This window comes from Streptomyces flavovariabilis (assembly GCF_000725785.1).
GTDB lineage: Bacteria > Actinomycetota > Actinomycetes > Streptomycetales > Streptomycetaceae > Streptomyces > Streptomyces hawaiiensis.
Genome location: NZ_JNXD01000041.1, coordinates 1 through 24834, shown reverse-complemented (window position 1 = coordinate 24834; position 24834 = coordinate 1). Strand labels below are relative to the sequence as shown.

The window sequence follows — 24834 nt, the reverse complement described above, 5'->3', positions numbered from 1 at the left end:
TGGCAGACTTCCTCCACACCTACAACCACCACCGCTGCCACACCGCACTCGCAGGCCAGCCACCCATCACCCGCGTCAACAACGCTGCGGGTCAATACAACTAGCGCTTTGACCGGGAAGGTTCGCCGGGTTGGAGGTTGGGGCGGTTGGATGGACGGTGACGTCCGTTCCGACGGCTGGAGGCGAATGTGGCCGAGCCTGTGCGGGTACGCAGACTGACCGATCAGGAAGGACAGAAGCGACAGCACGACGCTGCTGCAGCGAAGGAAGTGTTGTTCCGCCTTCGCCTGTTGCACCCTGAGATCACGATCGTTTCGGCCGACTCCGCCTACGCCGGCAGACTCGTCGACCAGGCGAAACGGCACCTCAACCTCACCATCAAACCGGTCAGCCGCCCAAAAGACGCCTCCGGCTTCGTCGTGCTGCCCCGCCGGTGGGTCGTCGAACGCAGCCTTGCGTGGATGATGCACGCCCGCGGCCACGCAAGGGACCGAACGGCTCGTCCAACACCCTGAGACGCTGATCACCTGGGCAGCCATCACCCTCATGACCCGTCGGCCCCCGGAGAGGTGCCACCCCCCCAGCTGGCCAAGGAAAGACCCAGCGACGACGGCCAGATGACTACACCGTCACGCACTACCAACGGCTCGGGCTGGTGCTCTTCGCAGAACCGGGTCCATCCCAGGTGGACGCTGCCATCGTGGCGCCGGTGAAAATCACCGACCTTGGTCGCCAGCCAACTGAGGAGTTCGCCAGTGCGTTCGAAGTCGTCGGGGTGGATCTCCTGTCGGCTGGTCAGAGCCCAGGTACCGAACGAGGGCTTCTGCCTGCGCAGCAGGATCGAGACAAGTGCGCCGTCCACCTTGGATGCCTCGCCGCTGCCGCCCAGAAGAGGATAAGGATCCTCTTCGATGACGAGCTTTCCGTGATCATCCTCCACCGCAAATGGAAAATCCGTGACGATACTGAGGGTTTCCGGCTTGGGGCCCAGCCCGAGGTGCCATCGGAGCTCAGCGACTTCCTCCTCCGACAATTCGTCGCGCAGGTCCAGCGTGAGCATGAGTTCAAAGATGTCAGCCACAGCCGCACACGCTAGTACTCACGTCTGACAGTCCGATCCTCGTCAGCTGGTGGGCCTCCCCACGTGGACAGGCAGATCGGCTTGAAAGCAAGTTTCTGAGGGGAGGCGGGACGGGCCGGACGGCCTGCCGGGGGATCGGGGCGTGCTTTGCGGGGTGCCGCCGGCGTCGCGGGCGACGTCGGTGCCGATCTCGCCGACTAGGTCGGGCTGCGCGAGCGTGACGGCCAGGGTCTCTCGGGTGCCCCACCCGGCGGATTTTCTGTCGAGTTCAGCATGTTGACGGGCAAGAGCCCACCCGCCGGCTCAACCGATGACCGGGCTGCAGCGTTCGACGGAACCCGGTTGTTCGCCGAACGAGTCGGCCCGGGATTGCGTGCACCGGAGACGTCGCCGTTCCGCTACTCGGTGATACCGTATAGCGGTATTCGGTACCACGCAGTACCGGCCAGGGCTGAGGAGCACCCGCGATGGACGACCTGACGGAGATGTTGAAGGGCACGCTTGAAGGGTGCGTGCTCGAAATCATCGGCAGCGAGGAGACCTACGGGTACGCCATCACTCGCCAGCTGAACGAGCTCGGCTTCGCCGACGTCATCGAGGGGACGGTGTACACGATCTTGCTGCGGCTGGAGAGGAACGGGCTCGTCCAAGTGACGAAACGTCCATCCGGGGTCGGTCCGCCGCGCAAGTTCTACGCGCTCAACGACGCCGGGCGCGAGGAACTCACGAGGTTCTGGGCGAAATGGCAGTACCTCTCATCACGCATCGACAGGCTTAAGGAGGGCGAGAGATGAACTTCTGGGAGAAGGTCACAGGCAGCGATCTCACCAGGGACTGGAAGGCGTTCGGAGCCCGGGTTGAGGCTCTGCCGGACGACTATCGGGAGGCGTGGGACCAGATCGTCGCCCACCTCTTCCCCCACGGGGACTTCACCGGCCGCAACCTGACACCGATCCTCGACTCCGCCCTGGGGCTGCTCGAAATGTCAGCAGCGGACGGGCAGAGCGTCCACGAGGTGCTCGGCGACGACATCCAGGGCTTCTGTACGGCGCTGGCCGGCGGAGCAGGGGCCCGGACTCACCGCGACCGGTGGCGCGAGCAGTTGAACAGGAACGTCGCAAGGAAATTGAGCCGGCTGGGAGGCTGACGTGAGCATCCAGGGCATTATCGAAGGCAAGAAACAGTGGCGGGCGCACGTCGCCCGGGTCAAGGCACTCCCGCCCGACTACCAGATCGTCTACAAGGAGATGCAGAAGTACCTGTTCAAGGTCGGACCGGTCAGCCTGTCCGACGGGCCCCTCCTCCCTGGAATCGTCGACTTCTTCGAGGAGGGCGTGGCAACGGGCAAGGGAGTTTTGGAACTCATCGGCACCGACGTCGCCGCGTTCTGCGACGACCTGATCAAGGACACTCCTACCTACGCGGATGCCTACCAGGAAGCCATTGGTGGGGAACCCGGCGCGGCCAGGAAATGACAGCCGCCGGACCAGTTCGCGACGCTGCCGGGTTCCACCACGGCGGGGTTCATGGCGTCGTCTGCGTCGGCAGCAGGTGCTCTTTCGCGTCGGCTGCCTGAGCTCCTCGGGCTGCCGGACCTGCTGGCGCAGACGCCGCTCGCTGTCCGGCATCCCTCCCCGGCCCGGGTGCAACGTCTTCATAAGCACCCAGAACACACCCCCCGGCATTGCCCCTGACGAGCGTGATGAACAGTCGTTGATCTCGTCACAAGTGAGCGGTATCAGCTCGTCGGGTGAGGGATGACCCTCGTGTTCGTTCGCGCGGAGGACAGCGAGGAAGGCATGCGCGAGCATGGCCAGGGTGACCCAGCGGGACCAGGACGGGTAGCGGCGGATTTGGTGCTCGTCCAGGGCCGCCAGGCCTTTGCCGGACTGGAAAGACTCCTCGACCCGCCACGTTGATCCAGCGACGCGCACCAGGGTGGTCAGCGGCACTGTGGCAGGTGAGTGGCAGCGGTAGTAGGCACGTTCGCCGGTGTTGCGGTTGCGGCGGATCAGCAGCTGCCGGCTCCCGGGCCGGGGATCGGTGAGGTCGATGACGGCCCAGTCGTAGAAGCGGTGGCCCTTGGCTCCGGCCCCATCGGAGGTCCAGGAACGCGGAACACAGAGTTCCCGGTCCACTGCGGCGTGCCCGCGGCGGCCGGCGTAGACCAGGCAGACGGCGACCTGGGCGTTCTCGATCCTGCCCGCGGTGCCGGTGTACTGCCGCTGGACTCCAACGGTGTCGGTGCCTTTCTTCACGTCGCCGGTCTCGTCGACCACCAGCACCGCCTCGTCGTCGTGCAGATGCTCCACCACGTAGTCACCCACCTCGTCGCGGACCTGGTCGGCGTCCCACTTCGCCCTCCCGAGCAGGTGCTGCATGCCGTCCGGGGTCCTGTCCCCGGCCCACTCGGCGATGGTCCAGCAGTTCTTGCGCGGCAGGTCCGACAACAGGCCGAGTACCAACGTCCGGGCCCGGCACCGGGATTCGACCCGTGTGAAGCATCCCGCTATCCGGCTCATCAGGCCCTCGAACGCCTCCTGCCAGCAGGCAGGGTCTACGCTGTGACCTGCGGCCACCGCATGATCGTTTGTCTTCACGCACCGATGATCAATGGCCGCACCCGTCTCGACACCGCGTCAGGTCGCGCAGCGTCTGCCTGCCGTCCTGTGTATCGGAGGGCTTGTGCAACGTGGCGAAGTCTGGTGGGTCCAGTTCGACGAGCGGAGGTTGGTCGTACTGCTGTCAGGAGACGACGCGTCCGGGTTCCAGGTGATGCAGGTCGTCGCTCCGGCGGGCCTCGACATCAGCGGTCTGGGCATCGAAGTGACGGTCGGCGCCGGTGAAGGGCTGCCGCTCGAAGGCGTGCTGCGGCTCGCGTTCCCGCGTCCAGGCTTCACCCCGTGCACGTGGCTGACCACCGTGTCCCGGGACGACCTGATAGAGCGGGCGGCCGTCCTGTCCTCCAGGAAGCTCAGCGAGATCGACGATGCCCTCCGACTCGCTGAACAAGCACAGGAGCGGACCCCGGCAACGACCGCGAAGCTCAGCGAGATAAGGGACGCCCTCCGTCGCGGTGAACTCGGGTAGACGGAGAAGGAGCCGACGCCCGCGACGGCATGGGCGATCTCGGGCGAGATGATCCACACTGGACACCTGCCGCCTCGACGCCCCTCTCCATCGAGATCACGATCTACGGCTGGAGTACCAGCAACATGCGAAGCCGGCCGAGACGTCCTCCGCTCAACCGGACCGCAGCCTGATGCACGCGTTCACACTCCGCTCCTGCGTAGAGATCAAGGAGTGCCGGGGCGCTCGCAGCGTCGCTGTCCGGAAACGTGGTGTCGCAAAGCAGACGTGTTGCAGGTGACACTGCCATGTCCGTCATCCTGCCCATCGCGGAGACTGTCGACAACGGCCAGGTTCGGTCGGAGGTTAAACGACTTCCCAATGAGGATGTCAAGCAGCCCTCGTGACTGGTGGTGCTGCTTGATAGCACGCTCCGTCGCGGATCATGGCCCAGAGAACGTTGGCCCTTCGACGGGCGAGGGACAGCACGGCCTGCTTGTGTCCTTTTCCTCGGCGCGCTTTCGTTCGTAGTACGCCCGTGAGGCGGGACACGACCGCAGGCTGGCCATGGAAGACAGGTAGAAGGCCCGCAGGAGGCCGGGGTGGAAGCGGCGAGGCCGGCATGTTGCCGCTGACGTGACCGGAGTCGCGTGGCACCGGTGACAGGCCGGCGAACGCGGCCAGGCGGTCGGCCGTGCCGAAGGCATTCATGTCACCGCCGGTGGCGGCGATGAAGGTGGCTCCGAGCATGGCGCCCATGCCGGGCAGACTGCGGATTACGTCGGCGTGCGGGTGTTCGTGAAACCGGGCCTCGATGAGTGCATCGAGCTCGGCGATCTCCTCTTCGAGGGCCATCACCCCCTTTGCGAGGCGGGCCACCATTGATGCGGCCAGCGTCTCGCCAGGCAGTGACGTGTGCTGGGCCTGAGCCGCCTCGACGGCGGCCTGGGCGAGCGTGGCGGCACCTTTGACCTTGCGGTTCTTCAGCCAGGTCTCGATGCGCTTGACGCCGCTGCGGCGGATGGCTGCCGGCGTCTGGTAGCCGGTCAACAGCAGCACGGGCCCCTTGTTCGTCAGGATGAGGGCCCGCTCCAAAGCCGGGCAGATCTCCAGGAGTTGCTCCCGGAGTCTGTTGATGTGGCGGGTGCGGTCGTTGACGAGGTCGGTGCGGCGCCTGACCAGGATCTTGAGGTCGACGGCTATCTCGTCGCCAGGTCGCAGAGTGCCGAGGTCCTTGCGCATGCGGGCCTGGTCGGCGATGACGAAGGCGTCCTTGGCGTCCGTCTTCCCCTGGCCACGGTAGGCGGCTGATGCCTGGTGAACGGCGAGCCCGGTGAGGTAGACCATCGGCTGGCCGTGGCCCAGAAGCAAGCCGATGAGCAGGGCGGCACCGCCGTGGTTGATGTCCACCGCCCACAGCGCGTCCTCGGAGAACGCGAGGACGTCACCGATCAGTTCCAACAGCGCGGACTCGTCGTTCAAGACCCGCCGCGACAGAAGGCGTTCGCCTTGCGCGTCGATGACCACGCAGTGGTGGTGTTCCTTGCCGATGTCCACCCCGGCCCAGATCTCGGGCACGGTCACCTCCGCCAGCTCGTCGTCCAACTGCAGTCCCGCAGACGACCTCGCCGACGTTGTCCTACACAGCGATCGAGTCGCGTATCCCAATTAGCGGTCGAGTCGTCGCGGGGCTCCGGGCGGCCAAGTCATTTGAGCCATCCAACGGCGACAAGCTCACAGCCATACCCGGAACCCCTGGGTCCGACGATCCTACGAGTGACCGTCTCAGACCCATGCTTGGAAGGTAGGACAAGCTCACGGTGTTGCCGTCGGCGGGGCCGCCGCGCCCGCGCCACCGTCAGTGCGGCGACGACGACCAGAGCGGGGCGTCGGCGGGGGAGAGGTCAGGGCGGGCACGGTGTGCAGGCGTGCGGGGTGGCGCCACCGGCCGGAGGCGTCGCGGGCGACGTCGACGCCGACTTCCACCCGGGGCGTCCAGCGTTTCCGGGCTGCCCCACTCGTCGCGGAACGACCAGCCTGTCCACGATGGCCACGCCGGGCCGGGTCGAGCAGGCTGGCGAGCGTGCCGTTGGCCGCCTGGATGCCGCCCCCTCACCGCCCGGCGATGGCATGTGAGGGTTTCTTAGCCCAGCGGTGACGTTGACGATGCGATACCGGGGCACATGAATCCGGCACGGTCCATGCGGATGTCCGGCAGGAGGAGCCAGTGGCCGGTCATGAGGTCTATGCCGCCAGCGCATTGTCAGTGATGGCCGCGATACTGCTCGCGCGCTGGTGCCTGGCGGGCCGAAGTGGCAGGCCGCGCACGGCTGCGGTATCCCGCCGGGCCTCGCGCTGGACGGCGCTGAGGGATGTCCGGCGCACGGGCTCCTCCGCGGGCCAAGCTGAGCAACGCCTGCCGACGGACGCGCCATGCGCTCAGCGGGCGGTGCAGGAGGCCGAAGACCTCGTGCACGGCTACTGGCGCCGGCTCAGTCCCCTCTACCTGTCCACGCGCGATCACCATCAGCACTGAGCCGATCGGGCAGCGCATGGCCGGTACGGGGAGGTCAGTCGCTGAGTGCTTGGTGGAGGGTTTCACGGCAGTCGATGACGGCGTCGACGCCGACGATCTGCAGGGTGCGCATCACGGCTTCGCCGGGTGCGGCCAGGCGTATCCAGCCGTCGGCCTCGGTGAGGTTGCGGTGGGCGGCGATGAAGATGTTGATGCCGGTGGAGTCCATGAAGGTGACCCGGCTCAGATCGACCACGATGCGGGGGCGGGGAGCGCCGGATGAGGCGTCCAGGGTCTGGCGGAGCGCCTGGCCGGTGTCATGGTCGATCTCCCCGGCCGGGGTCAGCACGCGGATGCCGTCGGTGGCGGTGGAGACGACCGACAGCTGACCCGGCTGCTCAGCTTGTCCGGTGTCCGCCATCTTTCCCTCAGCCATGTCGGTGATCCTGGCACACCAAGACCTTCACCTGCAGTGCTGCCCTGCACAGAGCGGGTAATGCCTTCGCGACCAGGGCGTAAAGCGTGTACCAAGCATGCGGGTACGTGCGGGGTCTGAACGGGGTAGGAGAAGCGAGCCGCGAGGGAACCACCCCCGGTGGGTGAGGACAGCGCGGTACCGGATGAGCGAGCCATACACCCCACGGTGGCCCTGGAAGGCGACGGCACGTCCATCGCCCGCGCCCGCCACCTCGCCGCCGGCTTCCTCACCCGTGTGCAGGCCGAGTACGGCCTGCCGGCCTCGCAGCGTGCCATGGACCTCACCCAGCTGGTGGTCAGCGAACTGGTCACCAACGCCCGCAAGTACGCACCGGGCCCGGTACTGATGGACCTGCGCATCGTCGGCGACGCGGTCGAGGTGGTGGTGTGGGACTGCGATCCGGTGCTGCCGGTGGCGAGGGCCGCCGACGCGGGACGGGTGGGCCAGCACGGTCTGGAGATCGTCATGGCCGTCGCCCAGGGCTTCGCAGCGCAGCGGGAGCCGGTCGGCAAGCGCATCACCGCCCGCATTGCCCTCCTGGACGACCCCGGCGGCGCCATCGCCGCACGCCGGCCCCTGTAGGACCACGCGGGCCGCCCCCAGTCAGACAGGGCGTGAGGCGGCGTGGCGGGCCAGCGCCGCGTGCAGTTCTCCGAGAAGGACATCGGGCAGCGCCGCGCCCTGACCGTGTTCGAGGACCTGTTCAGCGACCAGGGTCAGCAGAAGCGGTTGGAAGAGGAGATCCGCGTTCTCAGGCGGGCTCTGTCCGGATCGCCCGGCACATCGTGCCAGTCGGGCCGCTCCGGACCGACCGTGCACAGGGTAGTGGCGTGGGGAAACGGTTCACCACGACCAAGGCGCCGCTGGGAGGTGGCGGTGTCAGTGGGTGGTGAGCATGCCCTTCCGGAGCTGAGCCAGGGTGCGCGACAGCAGTCGGGAGACGTGCATCTGGGAGACGCCGAGCCGTTCGGCGATCTGGGCCTGGGTCAGTTCCTCGACGAACCTCCAGTGCAGGATCCTGCGCGAGCGCTCGTCGAGGTCGGCGATCATCGGGGCGAGGGCGTGGAAGTCCTCCACCAGTTCCAGCGCGCCGTCGTCGTTGCCGATGAAGTCGGCCAGAGCCGTTTCGCCGTCCTCGCTGTTGCCGATGGCGGCGTCCAGGGAGGAGGAGCGGTAGCCGTTGGAGGCCACCCGTGCCTCGATGACCTCCTTCTCCTCCAGGTTCATCAGCTGGGCCAGTTCCGCCACGGTCGGTGTGCGGCCCAGGCGGCTGCTCAGCTCCTCGGTGGCGCGCGCCAGCTGGACGCGGGCCTCCTGCAGACGGCGTGGAACGTGCACGGCCCACGTGGTGTCACGGAAGAACCGCTTGATCTCGCCCACGATGTAGGGGATCGAGAAGGAGGTGAACTCCACTTGTCGGGACAGCTCGAACCGGTCAATGGCCTTGATCAGACCGATCACGCCGACCTGGACGATGTCCTCCATCTCCTCCTGGTCCCGGCTGCGGAAACGGGAGGCCGCGTAGCGGACCAGGGAGATGTTCATCTCGATCAATGTGTTGCGCGCGTACTGGTACTCCGGCGTGCCCTCTTCCAGCAGATCCAGCTGCTGGAAGAACAGGCGGGTGAGCTCTCGCGCGTCTTTCGGAGCGACCTTGGAGGGGTCGGCCACCTCCGGCAGTTCAGCGCACTGCGCCTCAGCCGTCGTCACTGCCGTATCCGTAACCATGTGTCCCTCTCCAGTCGGCCATGCCGACCCCACTTCAACTCGCCGCTGCCGCGCTTACCCCTTCCCCCCGCCTTCATGCCTACTCCATCCGCGGGGTCGAGGACGCCAACGTGGCGGGCATCGTTACGGACCACTGCGTGCCACCTCGCTGGGCGCCGTGATGGCAGCCTTCCGCGCTCGGATACGCCTGGACTACTCGGTCGGAGTCGCCCCGGAGACGACAGCCGCGGCCGTCGATGCCAGCCCAGGGGCCCGTCCGGGGTATCGACTGCACCGGAGCCCGCCGCGCGCGTTCCGCCATTCGGGCCCATGCTGAAGCCGGGCCACGAAGCCCACAGACCGACCTGCCGGGAGGTTCTGTGATTCTGCTTGCCCTGCTTCTACCTGCTGTGATGATGGCTTTCCTTTTCGCTGCAGACGCGCTCGAGGACCTCTTCTTCCCTCGTCCAGCAGCCCCGGACGAAGTCGCTCCTGTGAGCGACAGCACCGGATCACCGCACCCTGACGGTGCGGGCTGATTGAGCTCTTCATGTCGGACCAACGACGGGCACCGGGGCAAGCCGTCACCCATCTGGCGCGCCGGGTGAACGGCCATGACACGACATCCCCCTGCTGCGGGCGCCTTTCGCCGGTGACGGTCGAGTGCGACGATCGACGTCCCCTCGCCCGTGACGCTCACACCAGGGGCCGGTTGCGGCCGACGTCAGCGTCCGGTCCCCTCGGAACGTTGCTGGTCCTCGTCGACATTTGCGGGCTCCGCGATCCCCGAGCGCTATCCGAAACGTCGATAAACGTTGCTCGCTCCCACTTGCAGATCCAGGCCTGTCTGCCACCTGGATACACTGCCCCGTCGGGTAGGACTTTTTCCTCTGCCCGGGCCGGAAGGGTCGGCAGGCGGTTTGATGTGAAGGAGTCCGAGCGTGGATGCCCCACATGCGGTGGGAAGACCCGCCCCGGCGGAGCCCGGGAGGGCCGCGTTGGAGGTGAGCCCGTTGCCCGGTCGTTCCGGGATACGAGCCCGCGGTGAGATCAGCTCCCTCACTCGCCCGTCGTGGGAGCAGGCCCTGTCCGAGCTGGCCCGGCGGCACGCGGACGTGTCGTACGTGGAGCTGTCGGACGTGGCGTTCGTCGACGTGGCCGGGGTGACCGCGCTGGCGGTCACCGCCATGAACCTGCCCGACGGCAGGGTTGTGGTCGAGAATCCCCCGCCGCAGCTGCCGCGGGTTCTGGAGATGTTCTGGCCGGGCCTGGACCGAATCGAGGTGGCTCTGTGATGAGCACGGTGACCACCCACGAGGCGTTCGTGCACCCGGCCCTCTTCTACCGCACCGAGCAGGAGTACACGCAGCAGACGGTGGCCTTCCTGCGCGGGGGCCTGGCCAACGGCGAGCCGATGGCCGTGGCGGTGCCCGGCCCCAACCTGGAGCTGATCAAGACAGGTCTGGGCGGGGACGCCGAGGGCATCCTGTTCCTGGACATGACCGAGGCCGGCCGCAACCCGGGGCGGATCATCCCCAAGGTGCTGCGCGGATTCGCCGACGCCCACCCGAGGGGGCGTGTGCGGATCATCGGCGAGCCGATCTGGGCCGGGCGCAGCGCGGTGGAGTACCCGGCGTGCGCGCAGCACGAGGCGCTGATCAACGCCGCGTTCGAGGGCCGGGCGGTGACGATCCTGTGCCCCTACGACGAGGTGCGGCTGGATCCGCAGGTGATCGCCGATGCGCGGGTTACCCACCCGACCCTCATCAGCGGGGATGGACGTGAGTCGGTCAGCGACGTCTACGACTGGCAGGCGGTCGTCTCCCGCTATAACCAGGAGCTGCCGACGGCGCCGGACGCCGCGGCCTTTTCCTACGGTGGTGAGGACCTTCCGGCGGTCCGCCAGTTCGCTCTCGCTCAGGCGATGCGGCTGGGCCTGGCCGGGGAGCGGCTGATGGATGTGGAGCTGGCGGTCGCGGAGCTGACGACCAACAGCGTGGTCCACGGCGGAGGCCGCGGGACACTCGCGGTCTGGGCCGAGCAGAGGCAGCTGGTGTGTGAGGTCCGCGATGCGGGCCGGCTGGCCGATCCGCTGGCCGGCCGCCGCCCGCCGGAGCGCGGCCAGTTGGGCGGCCGGGGCCTGATGCTGGTCCACTACGTGTCCGACCTGGTGCGCGTGCATACCGGCGACGACGGCACGACCGTGCGCTTCTACCTCAGCTTGTGACAGCGCGGGCGGCCACCTGTCCGGGTGGCCGCCCGCCCCGCTCGTCTCGCGGCCCTTGTATTTCTGCTCACCTCAATGGACATGCGTCTGGGCGAGCGGCGGTGTTCAGTACGAGCTGGGCTGGGCCCCCGGGTGGTCGTCGCTCACGGCGACTACGACATGAACTCCATGGGCCCGTTGGCCGAAGCGTTGCAGACGGCCGCCCAGAAGCATTCCCGGGTGGTCCTGGACGCTTCGGGCGTCACGCTCGCGGACTCAACACTCCTGAACCTGCTGCTGCACATCAATCCCATGACGAGCCTGCGTGTGGCCGCGCCTACGCCACAGCTCAAGCGGGTGCTTGCGATCACCGGAGCCGACACTGTCCTGGACATCCGTGACAGCGTCGCGGACGCCACCTCGGACTAACTGATCGTTTCAGAATGAAGCGCTTGGCCAGAAGTGTCGGCTCCTGCGGCTCGCATAGGCTGGCCGGTCTCATCCGACGCACCGCGACGAGGATCAGCCCATGCACAACAGCACCAGGATCCGTCTGATCGAGCCCACCGACGCCGCCCCGATCGCCGCGCATCGGGTGCGGGACTTCGAGGCTTTCCGGGCGTGGGAACCGGCCCAGCCGGCCGACTTCTTCACCCCGGAGGGCCAGACGGAGCGGATCGACAAGCTGCTGGCCGGATACCGGGCCGGCACGGTCTGGCCGGGCGTGGTACTCGCCGACGGCCAGGTGATCGGGCAGATAACCGTCGGAGGCATACTGCCGCAGCCGCACCTGCGCCGCGGTTCCGTCGGATACTGGATCGCCAGCGTCGCCCAGAACCAAGGGCACGCCGGCCACGCCCTCGGGCTTGTACTCCAGGTGATGACGGACGAACTCGGGTTGCACCGCGCTGAGGCGTCCACAAATCTTGCGAATCTGCCGTCGCAACGGGTGCTGCGCCGCAACGGGTTCAGCCCCTACGGCGTCGCGCACTCCTCGATCTTCCTCGACGGGAGCTGGCAGGACGGGCTGCTGTGGGAGCGCATCATGAGCGACTGACTGATCGTTTCACAACGACGTCCGCAGGCGGCGGAGGCATATGAGGCTGCAGGCCAGTTCGAGCAAGCCTTGATGGAGGTCAGCACGTCTTCCGTAGCGGATGCGGAGTCGTTTGAACTGGTGAAGCCAGGCGAAGGCCCGCTCGACTACCCAGCGGACCTTGCCAGTCCGGAGCCGTGGGCGGCACCGCGTCGGGCGATCACGGGTTTGATGGCGCGTTTCCACAGCAGGCGGCGGTACTTGTCGAAGTCATAGCCCCGGTCGGCATACAGTCGCCGAGGCTTGCGCCGAGCGTCCCCGCTGGCCCCGGATCGGGGGAACCGCGTTCAGCAGGGGCAGAAGCTGGGTGACGTCGTGCCGGTTGCCGCCGGTGAGCGTGACCGCGAGCGGGGTTCCGTGCCGGTCGACGATCAGGTGGTGCTTGGAGCCGGGGCGGGCCCGGTCGACCGGTGAGGGACCAACGTGGTCCCCCCTTTAGACGTCATCTCAATTGGCTGGCTCGGTAGGCTGTCAGTCGTGGTGGGGATCGTTGAGCGACTGGTGCCGGATGAGTTGTGGGATCTGTTCCAGCGTGTGGTGCCGGAGGCGCCGTCGCGGCCTCAGGTCGGCGGTCGCCGCCGACCTGGCGACCGGGAAGTACTGGCCGCCATCGTGTTCGTGGCCTTCCCTGTCAAGTTCTTCTGTTCAGACCTGCTTGATGTCCGGGAACAGGCCGGGGCCATCCCGGTTTGAGCCCCGGAGGGCAGCTTGCTCTGGGCCCAGGACCGGGGCCTGTAGGCAAGGCATGCCGGCCCGTCGGTCGGTCGGTAAATGTGTCGCATGGTGCTGAGGGAGCCGGGATACTCCCTCGGTGACCCTTACTGCACTGCCTCAACCGCTTCGACCTCGCGCCCTGAGGCCCGGAGATCTCGTCGTTATCGCATCGCTGTCCGGGCCGCTCCATGCCGTCTACGAGCCCGACCTCGAGCAGGCGGTGGTCGTGCTCGAGCGGATGGGATTCCGTGTGCGTCGGGCACCACTCCTTGAAGGCGGGCGGCACCGTTGGTGGAGCGCGGCTCGGCCGACGGAGATCGCCGAAGAGCTCAACGCTCTTCTGCGGGATCCCGAGGTGCGCGCGATCATCGCGCATGACGGCGGCCAGACGGCGCTCGGATACCTCGATCTGATCGACTTCGAGGCGATCACTGCTGACCCCAAGCCGATCCTCGGCTTCAGCGACATCTCGCTGCTGCATCTGGTGCTCTACGCGCGCACGGGTCTGGTCGGCTTCCATACCGACCTGGCCACCCCTGGACTCGGCGGACACTGGCAGCGCGCGACTGCGGCACGCCAAGCGGAACTCGAGAAGCTCTACTCGACGCTGCTGACCGGTACCGAGCCGATCGGCGCGCTGCCGACCACCCCGACGTGGGAGTGCTGGCGTGCCGGTCGCACCGAAGGCCGGCTGATCGGCGGAGTGATCAACCGCATCGTGCTGAACCAGGCGACGCCCTACGCGCTGCCGCTCGAATGGTTCGACGGCGCGGTGCTGTTCTGGGAGGAGGCGGGAGGCCTGGCAGCGTATGTGTGGAGCTATCTGCAGGTACTGCGGCACGCCGGCATCCTCGATCGGATCTCCGGCATGGTCGTGGGCATCCCGGACGGGATCGACGGACTCGACTCGCCCGACGCGTCCCCGACCCTGCGCGAGATCGTCCTCGATGTCCTCGGCGACCGTGACATCCCGGTCCTGGGCAACGTCGAGTTCGGACACGCCGGCCCGAATCTGCCGATGCCCGTCGGGATCCGTGTTGCTCTCGACGCGCAGCAGCGGACGTTGTCGCTGCTCGAACCGGCGGTACGCCCGCTCGCGTTGACCGGACAACCGGGCGTCTGAGCAACGCGGATCAGCGAGCCGACAGCCTCGGCAGCACTCACCCCCGGCGCGCCACATCCACTGTCCCACCGCAAGACCCGGGGTGGGGCCACTTCACCTCGCCACCACCCCCAAGCACGCGCCGTCCTAGCCATGTCAGGGGGTGGGAGGACGGAGGGGGACGACGTTGTTGGGTGCCGTGGAAGGTTCTGTTGCTGCGTCCCGCTGTTGGGTGAGAACCGCGCCGGCAAGAGCAAGTCGGGTCACCTGCTGTCGGAGCCTCTCAATCTGGTCTCCTGGCTCGCCGGATGCCGAAGGCTGCACCGCCGCTACGAGCGCAAGGCCGAGCACTTCCTGGCCTTCGTCGGCTGGCTCTGTCCACGGGAGCGGACAGCATTTGTTCACCGCTTCGGGCAGCAGACGGCGGTGGGTGCGAAGCGAACATTCACCAGTTTCGACAGCACCTGCACCGACCCGCCGGGTACTCAACGGCGCCTGGGACAGGCCGCTGAGCGACGACCACCTGGCTGCCCCCGTTGCGCAAGCGCCGCTGGACGCGGGCTCAGAGGCCCTTTCGCATGAGAACGCATATCGTCTCGTGGCGACGGATCGACCCGTCGGGCCCTTCCTCGTCCCAGGCTTCCGGTTTGCGGCCGTGTGCGACGTAGCCCAGGCGCTCGTACAAGGCGCGCGCCCGGGGGTTGTCCTCCTCCACCGCGAGTTCGGCCCTACGCAGCCCGCGGTGCCTGATCCGCTGTTCGGCAGCGCGGACGAGCAGCGTTCCCAAGCCGCAGGACTGCAGCGCCGGCAGCACGGCGAGCTGCCACAGGGTTCCGGCTTCCTCGGCGACCTCGTAGTCGATGCCGCCGATCGCCACCGGCAGATCCACGGGAGTGCATACAGCCAGGTAGTCCACCTCGCCCGACGCAGCTCGCGCCAGCTCTCGCTCTACGTGGCGTAGGTGGGTGGCCGAGCCGGACCAGGTGCACGCTGGCAAATCCTGGGGCAGCAGATCGCGCACGGTGACAGGCATGGTGACGGTGGCATCGGTGGGGTCGTCTTCAGTGGTCACGGTCTGAAGCATGCGACCGCGTCGATGGCACGACAACGGATTTTCTACCGGCTTGGTGCTGTGCGTCGGCGCCGACCGGGCTCGCTGGCGTCGCTGCCGCTTGTGGTGAACATCGAACATGACGTGGCTGGAGTGCCTCCCGAAACACTGAGCAAGTGCTGTCGAAGCTGGTGAACAAAGCCAGTCGGCATAGCCGCAGCCCTCATCGGCTACCGCCGACTCACCAAGTGAAACGACGTCTGAATGCGTACATCTCGCTCTGGAAGCCGGAACGGTCCGCCGCAGGTCGCGACGATCACGGCCAGGGTTCCGTCGCAGTAAATCCGGTATTTACTGCGGCAGTTGTGAATACGTCTCCGCGATCGCACAACTGCCCGAATGCGGTTCTGCTGTGAGGGCTTGAGGGGAGGAGACTGTCAGTGCGCGACGCTGACCAGTCCTGGCGCCAGCATGCTCGCCTGGGTCATGCCCCCAGGTCCTCCGTCACGGGCAGGCACTCGGCGAGCAGGTCGACGACGTCGCGCCAGGCTCGCTGCGCGTGCTGTGGGTGGTAGCCGACACCGGGGACCACGGGGTGGTCGACCGGCGGGTGGTGGAAGGCGTGCAAGGCACCGCCATAGACCACCAGGCGCCAGTCGACGCCCGCGGCCTGCATCTCAGCGGTGAACGCGTTTCGTTGCGCGGGCGGCATGATCGGGTCTTCCGACCCGACCCCGGCCCACACCGGGCAGCGGATGCGCGCTGCCTCACCCGGTCGGCCCGTGGTAGTTGCGTTGACTGTCCCGATCGCGCGCAGGTTGACGCCGCCTCGCCCGAGTTCCAGCGCGATGGCGCCACCGGTGCCGTAGCCGATGGCGGCGATCCGGTCGGGGTCGGTCCGGGGCTCGGTGCGCAACTCGTCGAGTGCCGCGTGGCCGATGCGCCGCATCCGGTCGGGATCAGCGAGCAGTGGCATGCAACGGGCCAGCATCTCCTCGGGGTCACCCAAATAGCGCCCGCCGTGAAGGTCGAAGGCCAGCGCTACATATCCCAGCTCGGCGAGAGCATCGGCCCGGCGGCGCTCGACGTCGCTGAGCCCCGTGCCCTCTGGCCCGAGCAGCACTGCGGGCCGGCGGTCGACACCGGCCGGGAGCGCGAGGTGCCCGATCATCGTCAAACCGTCGGCCGGGTACTCGACCGTACGCGTCGTAATCGTCGCCATGAGACTGGACTGTAGTGATCGTCGAGCCCGGTCCGACCGGTGTTCTGCCGCTGGCAGAACAGCGTAGGTGTCCCTCTGAAATAGGGGACGGGCCCGGCGCTCAGGGCTTCAAGATCACCCCGTTGCCCCTTTGGCGCGTATCTCGGTCACACCCCGTCAGAGTCCATCAGGGGCCGCCCTGTCGGCTCTGCCGCGTCACAGTTATGCCGATACCTGTGACGGAACGAGCGCGAAGCCGCCGCGGAGTGGACGGTGCAGATCAGCATCAACGGGCACACCCCGGTCGCGGTGCACGTCGGCGCGTGTTCCATGGGCAGGAGCAAGGTCCGCAGCAACGCGATCAGCCGACGAGACATGCTCCACGAGGCCGACGGCTTCCACGTCCTTGACCCTGGGGCCCCGCTCGACCTTCAACTGCCCATCGGCCGGCTCCGCTACCCGGCAGAGCCGTCGATGCGGCACTTGGTGCGCCCGCTCGCCGGGCACGTGTCATACGAGCACGGCGCTCTCGCGGGCCTGCTCGCCAGCCAGTGACGCCGGCCAGCCCCGAATGCCACACCCTGACATCTGTCAGGGGCGCGATGTCCCTGGCGCGGTCTACGGTTCGAGGCGCTGGCTCGGGGACCTCTTGGCCGCTACGGCGGCTGGAGCAGGAGCGCCGTGAACGCTCCGGTCGGATCACAGCAGGATGGGGCGCGACGCCCCCTGGTGCCTCGCGCGGTTGCAGCCTCCTCGACCCCGCCAACGCCCGCGCAGCGCACCGCCGCTGCAACAGCGCTCGCGGCAACCGCAGTACGAACGCAAAGGTGGAGCGACGCTCACCCGGGTGGTGACATCTGATCTGCCTCAACGCGCCTTCGCGCGTCTGCCTGCAGCCGTTCGATCTCTTGGCTCAGAGCCTGACGTTGATCACCTGACTTAGAAACCCGCCTCAAGGCAGCAGCCACAGGTACGGCCGTCACAATGATGAAGCTGCCGCAGAGGGTGACGAAGCAAAACATGGCCTCACCGCTTGACCTATCCTGCTCATCGCCGTGGGCTAGCCATGCCAAGGCGATCACCAGGGAGCTCAACAGACATGTGGTGACAACTGACCAAAGGGCGTGGAGGGGCAGCAGCCTCCTCGGTGGTCCCAGGGTCTGCTGCTGCGTCTCAGTCCACTGATGGGCCAGTATCTCCGCATCGCCCGCACGTTTGAGCCCTTCAACGGTCTGAGCCAATAGCACTTCACCCGCGTTGTAAGCCTCGAACGTCTGCTTAGCGACCTGGTGATACTCGACAGCACCCACAAGCCACACGACAGGGGCTACTGCGGCAACGGTGGTGGCGAAGGGCTCAGACATCTGCATGACGTCAGTGTGCGGCGCCTCGCGTCGCTCAGTTGCGATTTCCCGGAGACGGGATGCTGTACGTCATCCCAGCTCACCGGCTGCAGACAAGTCCAGCTGGATCACCACACGCCCGGGCCACGGACATCGTCATTGACCTTGACCGCCTGGCCCTCTGAAAGGCGAAGGCGGTGCGGGTCGTCGGCGGCCGCGACGTCGAGGACGACCAGCCCGGGTTCCGCCAGATGCAGTCGTTGATCGGCTCCATGTTGGGCACGACGCGCTAAGGCCGGTTCGACGAGAAGCTGACTGTTGTTATCGTGCTGGTTTTCGGCGTACTGGTCGCACCGACAGCGTTCGGGCAGGGGATCTTGGACGTGGTCGTTCAGGCGGTGCAGGGCGTTTCCCAGTCAGGCCGCTAAAGGTGGCCCGGAGTTCGGTCGGCAGGACGGGGCCGGCCCGGATCCGTGGCAGGCCGCGTGCCACCTCAAGTGCCGCTGAGCGTCCTGTGACATCGCATCTTGAGCGTGTGCCACCGAACCTCGCCCGATCCCGGAGAAGAGCGTAGGGAAGTCTGAGCGGTAGACGACACCGAGGGGCGTCAGGGGGGAGCGCGCTGACAGCCCACGACCACGCGGCTGCCCGAGGCCGTGTTCCGCGGGATAGGTAGGTTTGGGGCACCGTCTAAGGAGATGCACGATGCCCGAGCGCCCCAGAGTTCTGTTCGTGACCGACCTCGCCTACCAGGCCCGGGGGCGACGCTACTGCGACGAGGACATCTTCTTGACCTCCCGGCTGCGCGACGGCTTCGACATCGCCCTGTGCCACCCGCTGGATGCCGCCGCCCTGATGGACGCCTTCGATGTGGTCGTGGTCCGCAACAGCGGGCCCGTGTTGCACTACCAGAAGGAGCACGACGCCTTCCGGGAGCAGGCCGTGGCCCGTGGCATCCGGGTCTACAACCCGCTGTCCGGCCGGGGCGACATGGCAGGCAAGCAGTACCTGCTGGACCTGACCGCCGCCGGATACCCGGTCATCCCCACCATCGACCGGCCCGAAGACCTGCCCCTGCTGCCCGAGGCAGGCCAGTACGCGGCCAAGCCGAAAGCGGGCGCGGACTCCATCGGCCTGACCTTCGTGCCCCGAGAGCAGCTGAGCGACCTCGTCTACGGCGACATCCTGGTCCAGCCGCGCATCGACTTCCGCTACGAGGTGTCCTTCTACTACGTCGACGACACCTTCCAGTACGCCCTTCACGCCCCCGACCCCGAGCGGCGCTGGGTCCTTGAGCCCTACGAGCCCACCGACGCCGACCTGGCCTTTGCTCGGCCCTTCATCGACTGGAACACCCTCGACCACGGCATCCAGCGCGTGGACGCCTGCCGCACCTGGGAAGGCGAGCTGCTCCTCGTGGAGCTGGAGGACCTCAACCCGTACCTGTCCCTGGACCTGGTCTCCGACCGGACCCGTGAGTCGTTCGTGGCGAGCATGACGGCCTCCCTCCACCGGTTCCTGGACGCTCAGCCCCGCGTCTGAGGTGGCATACGAGCCCTCAAGAGCGATCGCGGCCCTGGGCAGACACGCCCGACACGGGTTTAGAAGTCATCTCACTTGGGCTTGCAAGGCTGCTCGCGTCACGGGCGGGGCTTGATCTCCTTCATGGTCAGGCGGGATTCGAGGCGGATGCCGACACCCAGCTCGCCCACGCCGCCGGAGCCATCGTCATCGGCAGCGCGAGCACCCCGGCAGGAGCCGACCTGGTCCGCGCCGCCGGGGCCGCGCACGTTCTCGACCACGGATCGGCCGGATACCTGGACGAACTGACGCGCATCACCGACGGTCAAGGCCCCTCGGTGATCGTTGAGATGGCAGCGCACCTGAACCTGGAAAAGGATCTGACCGTTCTGGCCACCGCAGGCCGCGTGGTGATCGTCGGCAGCCGCGGCAGCCTTAACTTCACTCCCAGACTCGCCATGGTGAAGGAAGCCACGATCCTCGGCCTCGCGCTGTGGAACGCCACCCGGCGGAAACGACCGACGCCCTCACTGGGGTGGCGGCACGCCTGCGCGAAGGCGCCCTGGTCCCGGTCGTCGGCGACACGCTGCCGCTGCGTGAGGCTGCCGCAGCCCACCGCTGCGTACTGGAGCAGGGGACCCGAGGAAAGCTCGTACTGATCCCCGAATGACGCCGGCCTCGCCCGGCCCGCGCCACACGTCCCGCTGACCGGCACAGGTCAGCTCATACAGCTCATACCTCTACCGAAAGGTGAGTTCCATGGAAGACCCCCTCAACGCCGGCGCTTCCGGTACCCGGGCGTCGTCGGCTCGATGACCGGCGGGTTCTGTGCGGCATCCTGTTCGTGCTCTACACCGGCATCCCCTGGCGCTACCTCCCGCAGAAACTCGGCTTCGGTTCCGGGATGACCTGCTGGAGGCGACTGCGGGAGTGGAACGAGGCCGGGGTCTGGCAGCGCCTGCACGAGCTGCTGCTGGCCGAACTGCGGGCGGCCGGCATACTCGATCTCTCCCGGGCGTCAGTCGACTCAAGCCATCTGCGGGCGATGAAAGGTGGTGCGGCCACCGGCCCGTCCCCGGTGGACCGGGGCAAGACCGGCAGCAAGCACCACGTGATCGTCGAGGCTCACGGCATCCCGCTGGCCACCACGCTGACCAGCGGCAACCGCAACGACGTGACCCCGCTGACCCCACTGATCCGAGCGGTCCCGCCGATCCGAGGCAAACGCGGCCAACCTGCGCCGCCCGAAGCACCTCTACGCCGACCGCGGCTACGACCACGAGAGCTACCGCGACCAGGTCCGACGGTTCGAAATCACCCCGCACATCGCCCGGGGCGGCACCGAACACGGCTCCGGACTCGGCGTACACCGCTGGGTCGTGGAAGGCGCCATCGCACTAATGCACTGGTTCCGCCGCCTACGCATCCGCTGGGAGATCCGCGACGACATCCACCAGGCCTTCATCACACTCGGTTGTGCCGTCATCTGCTGGCGACGACTGAGGAGCCCGCTCTGATTCCAGGCCAAAGTAAGGTGGAATCCCGTGTCGCAACTAGCGCAAGGAGGCGGAATGCTCGCCAACTCGTCGGCGCTGGCGGCCGGAAGGCGTCATTCGGTCGGACGACGCTGCGATGGAACCGTTCTCGCCGTGGGCAATACCGCAGCCGCTGAAAGTCGTGTCGAGCGATGGGAAGACGTCGTCGCGGTGGCAGCTGGCAACGTCCATACCGCGACGAACACGGGCAGGTCTCATACTGTGGGACTCCGGTCGGACGGCACGGTGCTGGCAACGGGGTGGAATGGCGATGGGCAATGTGATGTCGCCGGATGGCGAGGCGTTACGGCCGTGGCCGCAGGCTGGCGCCGCACGCTCGGGCTACTCGCGAATGGCCGCGTGCTAGCAGTTGGCCGGAGTTCAGAAGGACAGTGCGACGTGGAGTCCTGGCGCGACATGGTCGTCGTCTCGTGTGGTGACTGGCACTCGGTCGGCGTCCGGTCAGATGGTTCTGCACTGGCCGCGGGGAACAACCGACGAGGGCAGTGTGACGTTGAAGGGTGGCGTGACCTGGCCGCCATCTCGGCCGGGTACCTCCATACCGTCGGCCTCAGAGCCGACGGGCGGGCAGTAGCGACCGGAGACCGGGTAGCCGGGGCGTGCGAGGTCGATGAATGGGAAGACGTGGTGGCGCTCGGCGCGGGCAGCTACCACACCGTCGGGGTCACTGCGTCCGGGCGGGTCCTCGCAGTGGGTGACAACAGCTACGGACAGTGCGAAGTCGGCGATTGGCGCGACATCGTCGCCGTGGCGGCCGGTTCAACGCACACCCTCGGTCTGCGTGCCAACGGCACAGTCGTGGCCGCAGGGAACAATGACGACAGACAGTGCGAAGTCGATGCTTGGTCCGGAATCCAGCTTCCAAAGGCCCCCGGGCCGCGCCAAGGCGAACTGACACGCCGTCATTTCCGATCCCCAGAGACCTCATTCTGATTCCAGTCCCAAGACCGCTGACGAGATCCTCGACGAAGTCGCCGCATACTGCCGACGAATCTCTGACTCAGGTCACTAGGGCGTTGTCAAAGTTCTCCCTCCGCTCGCCCCGACCGGCTGGAAGGATCGGCGCATGCTCATCACGCCCCACCCCGGTGCCGATCGCCGCAACATACGAGAAGCGCTCCGCAACGCCCACACCGCGGCCATCAACCTCGCGGGTGCTGCCGGGCCGGAAACGGCGTTCTCCCGGCTCATGCGCTATCTGAACTGGATTACCGACACCGCTGGCACGCTCCGCCACCAGATCAGCAGCAAGGACATCGACCGCCTCCTCCTCACCCCTCGCTACCAATTGCTCCTCAGCAGCTGTGGCACGCTCGCCGGCAGCGCCCAGGAGCGCCTCGTCAACGGGCTGACCAACCTTGAAGTGACCGAACGCATCCAGGCTTTTGAAGAAGCCCTCGAAGCGCTCACCGTCCAAATAGAGCGCTGGACAGGACGGGAGCTGTTCGTCGTCGCCGACTCCAGCTTCTACGTCCAGAACCCTGACAGGCTCTCCGAAGTCGACCTCCACCAGGTCCTCAAGCTCCCTCCGGACGCCGACATTCGGCTGCTGTTCCCGATCGTCGTAGTCGACGAGCTGGACGGGCTGAAGGAGTCGGGAAAGCACCGATCGCGCTGGTGTGCCCTTCACACGCTCGGTCACCTGGATGAGGTCCTCAACGGTTGCACCTTCGGCGTCCTGCGCGAGGCGGACAAGAGCGGTGAGCCGGCCAGTTGGCGCGGGGAGGTGAACGTGGAGATCGTCCTGGACCAGCCCGGCCATGTCCGTCTTCCGATCGCCGATGACGAGATCATCGACCGGGCGGTGGCGGTCCAGTCCCTCGCAGCGCGCGAAGTACGGCTGCTGACGTGCGACACCGGGCAGCACACCCGCGGGCGGGCTGCCGGGCTACAGGTGACCAAGGTAAAGGCGAAGGACCCTGGCCCGGAACCGGACTGGGAGGCCGAGAACAAGTCGGGTACCGGTACCCGTGCGAAGCGTCGTGTGCGGCAGGCTGAACGAGCGACGCAGCCCGAAGGCTGATCCAGCCAGCCAGCCAGCCAGCCAGCCAGCCAGCCAGCCGGATCGGGTCGGAGACGAAGGTGCCGTTCGTCAGCGAGCGGCTTGGGGCCTGTCCGGTGAGTCGGCAGGGTCCCCTTGCCTGCCTTCTAGGCTGGCGCCATGGACAACGGGCTCGCTCACGAGGAAAGCGCCTTCATCAACTTTCGACGTTACGTCCCGGATCCGAAGGAGCACGGGTTTCGGTGGGTTGACATCAAGCAGCTCTGCTTCTCTGCGGAGTCAGTGGCCGATAGAGGGCTGCTTGCCGCACTGATTGGGCATGAGCAGTTCCGGGACGACTATGCAGGTGGTGGAGTGCTGCCGGACGGGCCCCGGCACGGTCCGTATTGGCTGCGGTTGATCACTCCCGACCTGTACGAGTCCATCAGCCAGGAGAAGGCCGTGCAGATGCTGCGGGAGTGGGTGGATCCGCTCTGGGACGTGCCCACCGAGCTGGAGGCAGATCTGCAGGGGGAGGTGTTCGCCCGCCTGGCCGCAGCCGATGGCATCTACCACCTCAGAGAGTTCGGTGATGAGGCGATTCATGACTGGGGACGCGTGCACGACTACTTCCACGAGTTCGTGCTCATCGACCGCTCGGCTGGGCGGATCACGCTCATCGTCGCCGCCGACGACTGAGGAATTACCGGCGCATCCGCTGCGGTGGCTGACATCAGTAGCGGAGCCACAACCGAATCGCCGCAAGAGTGACCGTGCCGTGGAAGACGTAGGCCCTCTTGTCGTAGCTCCTGGATCCGTTCAAGGCGACGATCGACCGGATTCTGCGGGATGACTTGGATGCGCCGCGCAAGCAGCGGCACACCGTCAAGCGGGTATTCGACCGGCTGATCGACGAGCACGACGCGCAGGGCGTGACGAATTCGATGGTCCGCGCCTACATCGCCGTGCGGCGTCCGGAGATCCGCGTTGAGGAGGGCCGCGGGCCGCCGCAGGCGTTCGTGCCGCAGACTCACCGCCCCGGCGACGAGGCGGAGGTCGACTTCGGGGATGTGTGGATCCACCTGAACGGCGTGTCCACCAAGGTGTTCCTGTTCTCGCTACGGCTGTCGTTCAGCGGGAAGGCCGTGCACAAGATCTTCGCTTCGTGCGGGCAGGAAGCTTTCCTCGGGGGCCACGCCCACGCGCTGCAAGTGCTGGGCGGCGTGCCGCGCGGCAAGGTCCGCTACGACACCTTGCGCGCCGCGGTCAGCCAGGTGCTGGGCCGCACCCGGGGGCCGGGTGGAAAGTGACCGCTGGACGGCGTTCCGGTCCCACTTCTTGATCAACAGTTTCTACTGCAATCCCGGCATTGAGGGCGCCCACGAGAAGGGTGGCGTCGAGGGGCAGATCGGCTGGTTCCGCAGAAACCACCTGGTCCCCGTCCCGAAGGTCGCCTCGTTGGCCGAGCTGAACGCGATGGTGGAGCGCTGGGATGAGGAGGACGACGCCCGACGGATCATGCAGAGGGCGCTGACCATCGGTGAGATGTTCGCCGTAGAGCGCCCGCTGCTGGTCCCGCTGCCCGAGGAGGAGTTCGAGACCGGGCTGGTGTCCTCGCTGCGGGTGAACCGCTACAGCCAGGTCAGCGTGCGCACCAACCACAACTCGGTGCCGGTGCGACTGATCGGCCGGATGGTGCGGGTCGTGCTGCACGCCTCCGAGCTGGTGGTCTACGACGCGCACCGGGAAGTCGCCCGCCACGAGCGGCTGATCGCCAAGGGCGGCTCCCGACTGAAGCTGGACCACTACCTGGAGGCGCTGGTCCGCAAGCCCGGCGCGCTGCCCGGCGCGACCGCGTTGGACCAGGCCAGGTCGGCTGGCAAGTTCACCCCGGTCCACGACGCCTGGTGGCAGGCAGCCTGCAAGGCCCACGGCGACGCCGAGGGCACCCGGGCTCTGATCGCGGTCCTGCTTCTGCACCGGCACATGGTCCACGAGCACGTGGTGGCCGGGATCGCGACCGCGCTGCGGGCCGGCGCGCTGACCGCCGACGCGGTCGCCTTGGAGGCCCGCAAGTGGGGCGAGGCCGACCAGGGCGCCGAACAGCCGGCCGACTAGAGGTTGTCCCGTAACCGGTGTGGCGGTTGGTGCGTTGGCTGGGCATGGGTGGGGTGATCTCAGCGGATGATCCGAAGTGGATCGAGCCGTTCTCC

Annotated in this window: 26 protein-coding genes and 7 pseudogenes; 23 read left to right on the top strand and 10 right to left on the bottom strand. The window is 67.2% G+C overall.

Annotation, left to right across the window (positions count from 1 at the left end):
• Both IO24_RS44930 and IO24_RS41530 read left to right on the top strand, forming a co-directional pair.
• A pseudogene (locus IO24_RS44930) lies at positions 1–104 on the top strand (IS481 family transposase); the annotation flags it as partial.
• 141 nt (positions 105–245) lie between these two features.
• Positions 246–609, top strand: a pseudogene (locus IO24_RS41530) (transposase); the annotation flags it as partial.
• On the opposite strand, the gene IO24_RS44005 reads toward IO24_RS41530, so the two are convergent.
• The gene (locus IO24_RS44005; protein ID WP_234335390.1) at positions 545–1081 is read right to left on the bottom strand and encodes a hypothetical protein; all 537 of its coding nucleotides are present in this window, start codon (positions 1079–1081) and stop codon (positions 545–547) included. The pseudogene IO24_RS41530 and the gene IO24_RS44005 sit on opposite strands and share 65 nt — an antisense overlap.
• Positions 1082–1548: 467 nt before the next feature.
• Here IO24_RS44005 and IO24_RS0138760 point away from each other — a divergent pair, with 467 nt between their 5' ends.
• Genes IO24_RS0138760 through IO24_RS0138750 form a run of 3 tightly spaced genes read left to right on the top strand, consistent with a single transcriptional unit; the run spans position 1549 to position 2556 of the window.
• Positions 1549–1875, top strand: coding sequence for a PadR family transcriptional regulator (locus IO24_RS0138760; protein ID WP_031144371.1), 327 nt, complete (start codon positions 1549–1551; stop codon positions 1873–1875).
• The gene (locus IO24_RS0138755) at positions 1872–2228 is read left to right on the top strand and encodes a DUF1048 domain-containing protein (protein ID WP_031144368.1); all 357 of its coding nucleotides are present in this window, start codon (positions 1872–1874) and stop codon (positions 2226–2228) included. Before IO24_RS0138760 ends, IO24_RS0138755 begins: the two co-directional genes overlap by 4 nt.
• A 1-nt stretch (position 2229) precedes the next feature.
• On the top strand, positions 2230–2556 hold the full coding sequence (locus tag IO24_RS0138750) for a DUF1048 domain-containing protein (protein ID WP_031144366.1): 327 nt from the start codon (positions 2230–2232) through the stop codon (positions 2554–2556).
• A gap of 273 nt (positions 2557–2829) precedes the next feature.
• Here IO24_RS0138750 and IO24_RS44000 read toward each other — a convergent pair.
• Positions 2830–3603: pseudogene (locus IO24_RS44000) on the bottom strand (IS701 family transposase); the annotation flags it as partial.
• A 163-nt stretch (positions 3604–3766) separates the two neighbouring features.
• Here IO24_RS44000 and IO24_RS0138745 point away from each other — a divergent pair.
• On the top strand, positions 3767–4171 hold the full coding sequence (locus tag IO24_RS0138745) for a type II toxin-antitoxin system PemK/MazF family toxin (protein ID WP_031080431.1): 405 nt from the start codon (positions 3767–3769) through the stop codon (positions 4169–4171).
• Positions 4172–4540: 369 nt separating this feature from the next.
• Here the strand turns inward: IO24_RS0138745 and IO24_RS41525 are convergent, their stop codons facing one another.
• Both IO24_RS41525 and IO24_RS41520 read right to left on the bottom strand, forming a co-directional pair.
• Entirely contained in the window at positions 4541–5755 is a 1215-nt protein-coding gene (locus IO24_RS41525) for an IS110 family RNA-guided transposase (RefSeq protein WP_234335391.1), read from the bottom strand.
• A gap of 965 nt (positions 5756–6720) precedes the next feature.
• Positions 6721–7101, bottom strand: coding sequence for an STAS domain-containing protein (locus IO24_RS41520; RefSeq protein WP_234335392.1), 381 nt, complete (start codon positions 7099–7101; stop codon positions 6721–6723).
• Between the two features lie 207 nt (positions 7102–7308).
• Between IO24_RS41520 and IO24_RS0138725 the strand changes: the two genes are divergently transcribed.
• Entirely contained in the window at positions 7309–7725 is a 417-nt protein-coding gene (locus tag IO24_RS0138725) for an ATP-binding protein (protein WP_234335393.1), read from the top strand.
• A gap of 297 nt (positions 7726–8022) precedes the next feature.
• Here the strand turns inward: IO24_RS0138725 and IO24_RS0138720 are convergent, their stop codons facing one another.
• On the bottom strand, positions 8023–8871 hold the full coding sequence (locus tag IO24_RS0138720; protein ID WP_031144357.1) for an RNA polymerase sigma factor SigF: 849 nt from the start codon (positions 8869–8871) through the stop codon (positions 8023–8025).
• Between the two features lie 983 nt (positions 8872–9854).
• On the opposite strand from IO24_RS0138720, the gene IO24_RS0138715 reads away from it, so the two are divergent.
• From IO24_RS0138715 to IO24_RS0138700, 4 genes are all read left to right on the top strand, one after another.
• Entirely contained in the window at positions 9855–10145 is a 291-nt protein-coding gene (locus IO24_RS0138715) for an STAS domain-containing protein (RefSeq protein WP_338055620.1), read from the top strand.
• Entirely contained in the window at positions 10145–11077 is a 933-nt protein-coding gene (locus IO24_RS0138710) for a sensor histidine kinase (protein WP_031144353.1), read from the top strand. The genes IO24_RS0138715 and IO24_RS0138710 overlap by 1 nt, the downstream gene beginning before the upstream one ends.
• Before the next feature lie 75 nt (positions 11078–11152).
• On the top strand, positions 11153–11485 hold the full coding sequence (locus tag IO24_RS0138705; RefSeq protein ID WP_037669709.1) for an STAS domain-containing protein: 333 nt from the start codon (positions 11153–11155) through the stop codon (positions 11483–11485).
• Positions 11486–11585: 100 nt separating this feature from the next.
• Positions 11586–12113: a GNAT family N-acetyltransferase gene (locus IO24_RS0138700; RefSeq protein WP_031144349.1), complete on the top strand. Its 528-nt coding sequence runs from the start codon at positions 11586–11588 to the stop codon at positions 12111–12113.
• A 9-nt stretch (positions 12114–12122) separates the two neighbouring features.
• Here the strand turns inward: IO24_RS0138700 and IO24_RS43985 are convergent.
• Positions 12123–12584 (bottom strand): annotated as a pseudogene (locus IO24_RS43985) (IS5 family transposase); the annotation flags it as partial.
• A gap of 45 nt (positions 12585–12629) precedes the next feature.
• Here IO24_RS43985 and IO24_RS0138695 point away from each other — a divergent pair.
• A pseudogene (locus IO24_RS0138695) lies at positions 12630–12776 on the top strand (IS5/IS1182 family transposase); the annotation flags it as partial.
• 187 nt (positions 12777–12963) lie between these two features.
• A complete protein-coding gene (locus IO24_RS0138690) occupies positions 12964–13989 on the top strand; it encodes a S66 peptidase family protein (RefSeq protein WP_031144345.1) in 1026 nt (341 codons plus the stop codon).
• A gap of 541 nt (positions 13990–14530) precedes the next feature.
• Here IO24_RS0138690 and IO24_RS0138685 read toward each other — a convergent pair.
• Entirely contained in the window at positions 14531–15052 is a 522-nt protein-coding gene (locus tag IO24_RS0138685) for a GNAT family N-acetyltransferase (RefSeq protein ID WP_031144343.1), read from the bottom strand.
• A gap of 451 nt (positions 15053–15503) precedes the next feature.
• Positions 15504–16241 carry a dienelactone hydrolase family protein gene (locus tag IO24_RS0138680; RefSeq protein WP_031144341.1) on the bottom strand — a complete coding sequence of 246 codons (738 nt, stop codon included), beginning with the start codon at positions 16239–16241 and terminating at the stop codon, positions 15504–15506.
• A 252-nt stretch (positions 16242–16493) separates the two neighbouring features.
• Here IO24_RS0138680 and IO24_RS46130 point away from each other — a divergent pair, with 252 nt between their 5' ends.
• Complete coding sequence (locus IO24_RS46130) at positions 16494–16775, top strand: hypothetical protein (RefSeq protein ID WP_031144340.1); 282 nt, start codon at positions 16494–16496, stop codon at positions 16773–16775.
• 284 nt (positions 16776–17059) lie between these two features.
• Here IO24_RS46130 and IO24_RS0138670 read toward each other — a convergent pair whose 3' ends face one another.
• Together IO24_RS0138670 and IO24_RS46965 are read right to left on the bottom strand one after the other, a co-directional pair.
• The gene (locus IO24_RS0138670; RefSeq protein ID WP_031144338.1) at positions 17060–17590 is read right to left on the bottom strand and encodes a hypothetical protein; all 531 of its coding nucleotides are present in this window, start codon (positions 17588–17590) and stop codon (positions 17060–17062) included.
• A gap of 101 nt (positions 17591–17691) precedes the next feature.
• Complete coding sequence (locus tag IO24_RS46965) at positions 17692–17799, bottom strand: hypothetical protein (RefSeq protein ID WP_234335395.1); 108 nt, start codon at positions 17797–17799, stop codon at positions 17692–17694.
• Between the two features lie 469 nt (positions 17800–18268).
• Between IO24_RS46965 and IO24_RS0138655 the strand changes: the two genes are divergently transcribed.
• From IO24_RS0138655 to IO24_RS46955, 9 genes and pseudogenes are all read left to right on the top strand, one after another.
• Entirely contained in the window at positions 18269–19105 is an 837-nt protein-coding gene (locus tag IO24_RS0138655; RefSeq protein WP_031144336.1) for an ATP-grasp domain-containing protein, read from the top strand.
• A pseudogene (locus tag IO24_RS47500) lies at positions 19102–19524 on the top strand (zinc-binding dehydrogenase); the annotation flags it as partial. The gene IO24_RS0138655 and the pseudogene IO24_RS47500, both read left to right, overlap by 4 nt.
• A 53-nt stretch (positions 19525–19577) precedes the next feature.
• The gene (locus IO24_RS45430; protein WP_157851340.1) at positions 19578–19754 is read left to right on the top strand and encodes a zinc-binding dehydrogenase; all 177 of its coding nucleotides are present in this window, start codon (positions 19578–19580) and stop codon (positions 19752–19754) included.
• A 55-nt stretch (positions 19755–19809) separates the two neighbouring features.
• Positions 19810–20601: pseudogene (locus IO24_RS43960) on the top strand (IS5 family transposase).
• Positions 20602–20655: 54 nt separating this feature from the next.
• The gene (locus IO24_RS43955; protein WP_078899578.1) at positions 20656–21573 is read left to right on the top strand and encodes an RCC1 domain-containing protein; all 918 of its coding nucleotides are present in this window, start codon (positions 20656–20658) and stop codon (positions 21571–21573) included.
• A 133-nt stretch (positions 21574–21706) separates the two neighbouring features.
• Complete coding sequence (locus IO24_RS0138635) at positions 21707–22663, top strand: PIN domain-containing protein (RefSeq protein WP_031144332.1); 957 nt, start codon at positions 21707–21709, stop codon at positions 22661–22663.
• Between the two features lie 138 nt (positions 22664–22801).
• The gene (locus IO24_RS0138630) at positions 22802–23320 is read left to right on the top strand and encodes a hypothetical protein (protein ID WP_031144330.1); all 519 of its coding nucleotides are present in this window, start codon (positions 22802–22804) and stop codon (positions 23318–23320) included.
• 155 nt (positions 23321–23475) lie between these two features.
• On the top strand, positions 23476–23931 hold the full coding sequence (locus IO24_RS46120) for a hypothetical protein (RefSeq protein ID WP_199808908.1): 456 nt from the start codon (positions 23476–23478) through the stop codon (positions 23929–23931).
• 28 nt (positions 23932–23959) lie between these two features.
• Positions 23960–24739: a Mu transposase domain-containing protein gene (locus IO24_RS46955; RefSeq protein WP_234335394.1), complete on the top strand. Its 780-nt coding sequence runs from the start codon at positions 23960–23962 to the stop codon at positions 24737–24739.
• The last annotated feature ends 95 nt before the right edge of the window (positions 24740–24834 follow it).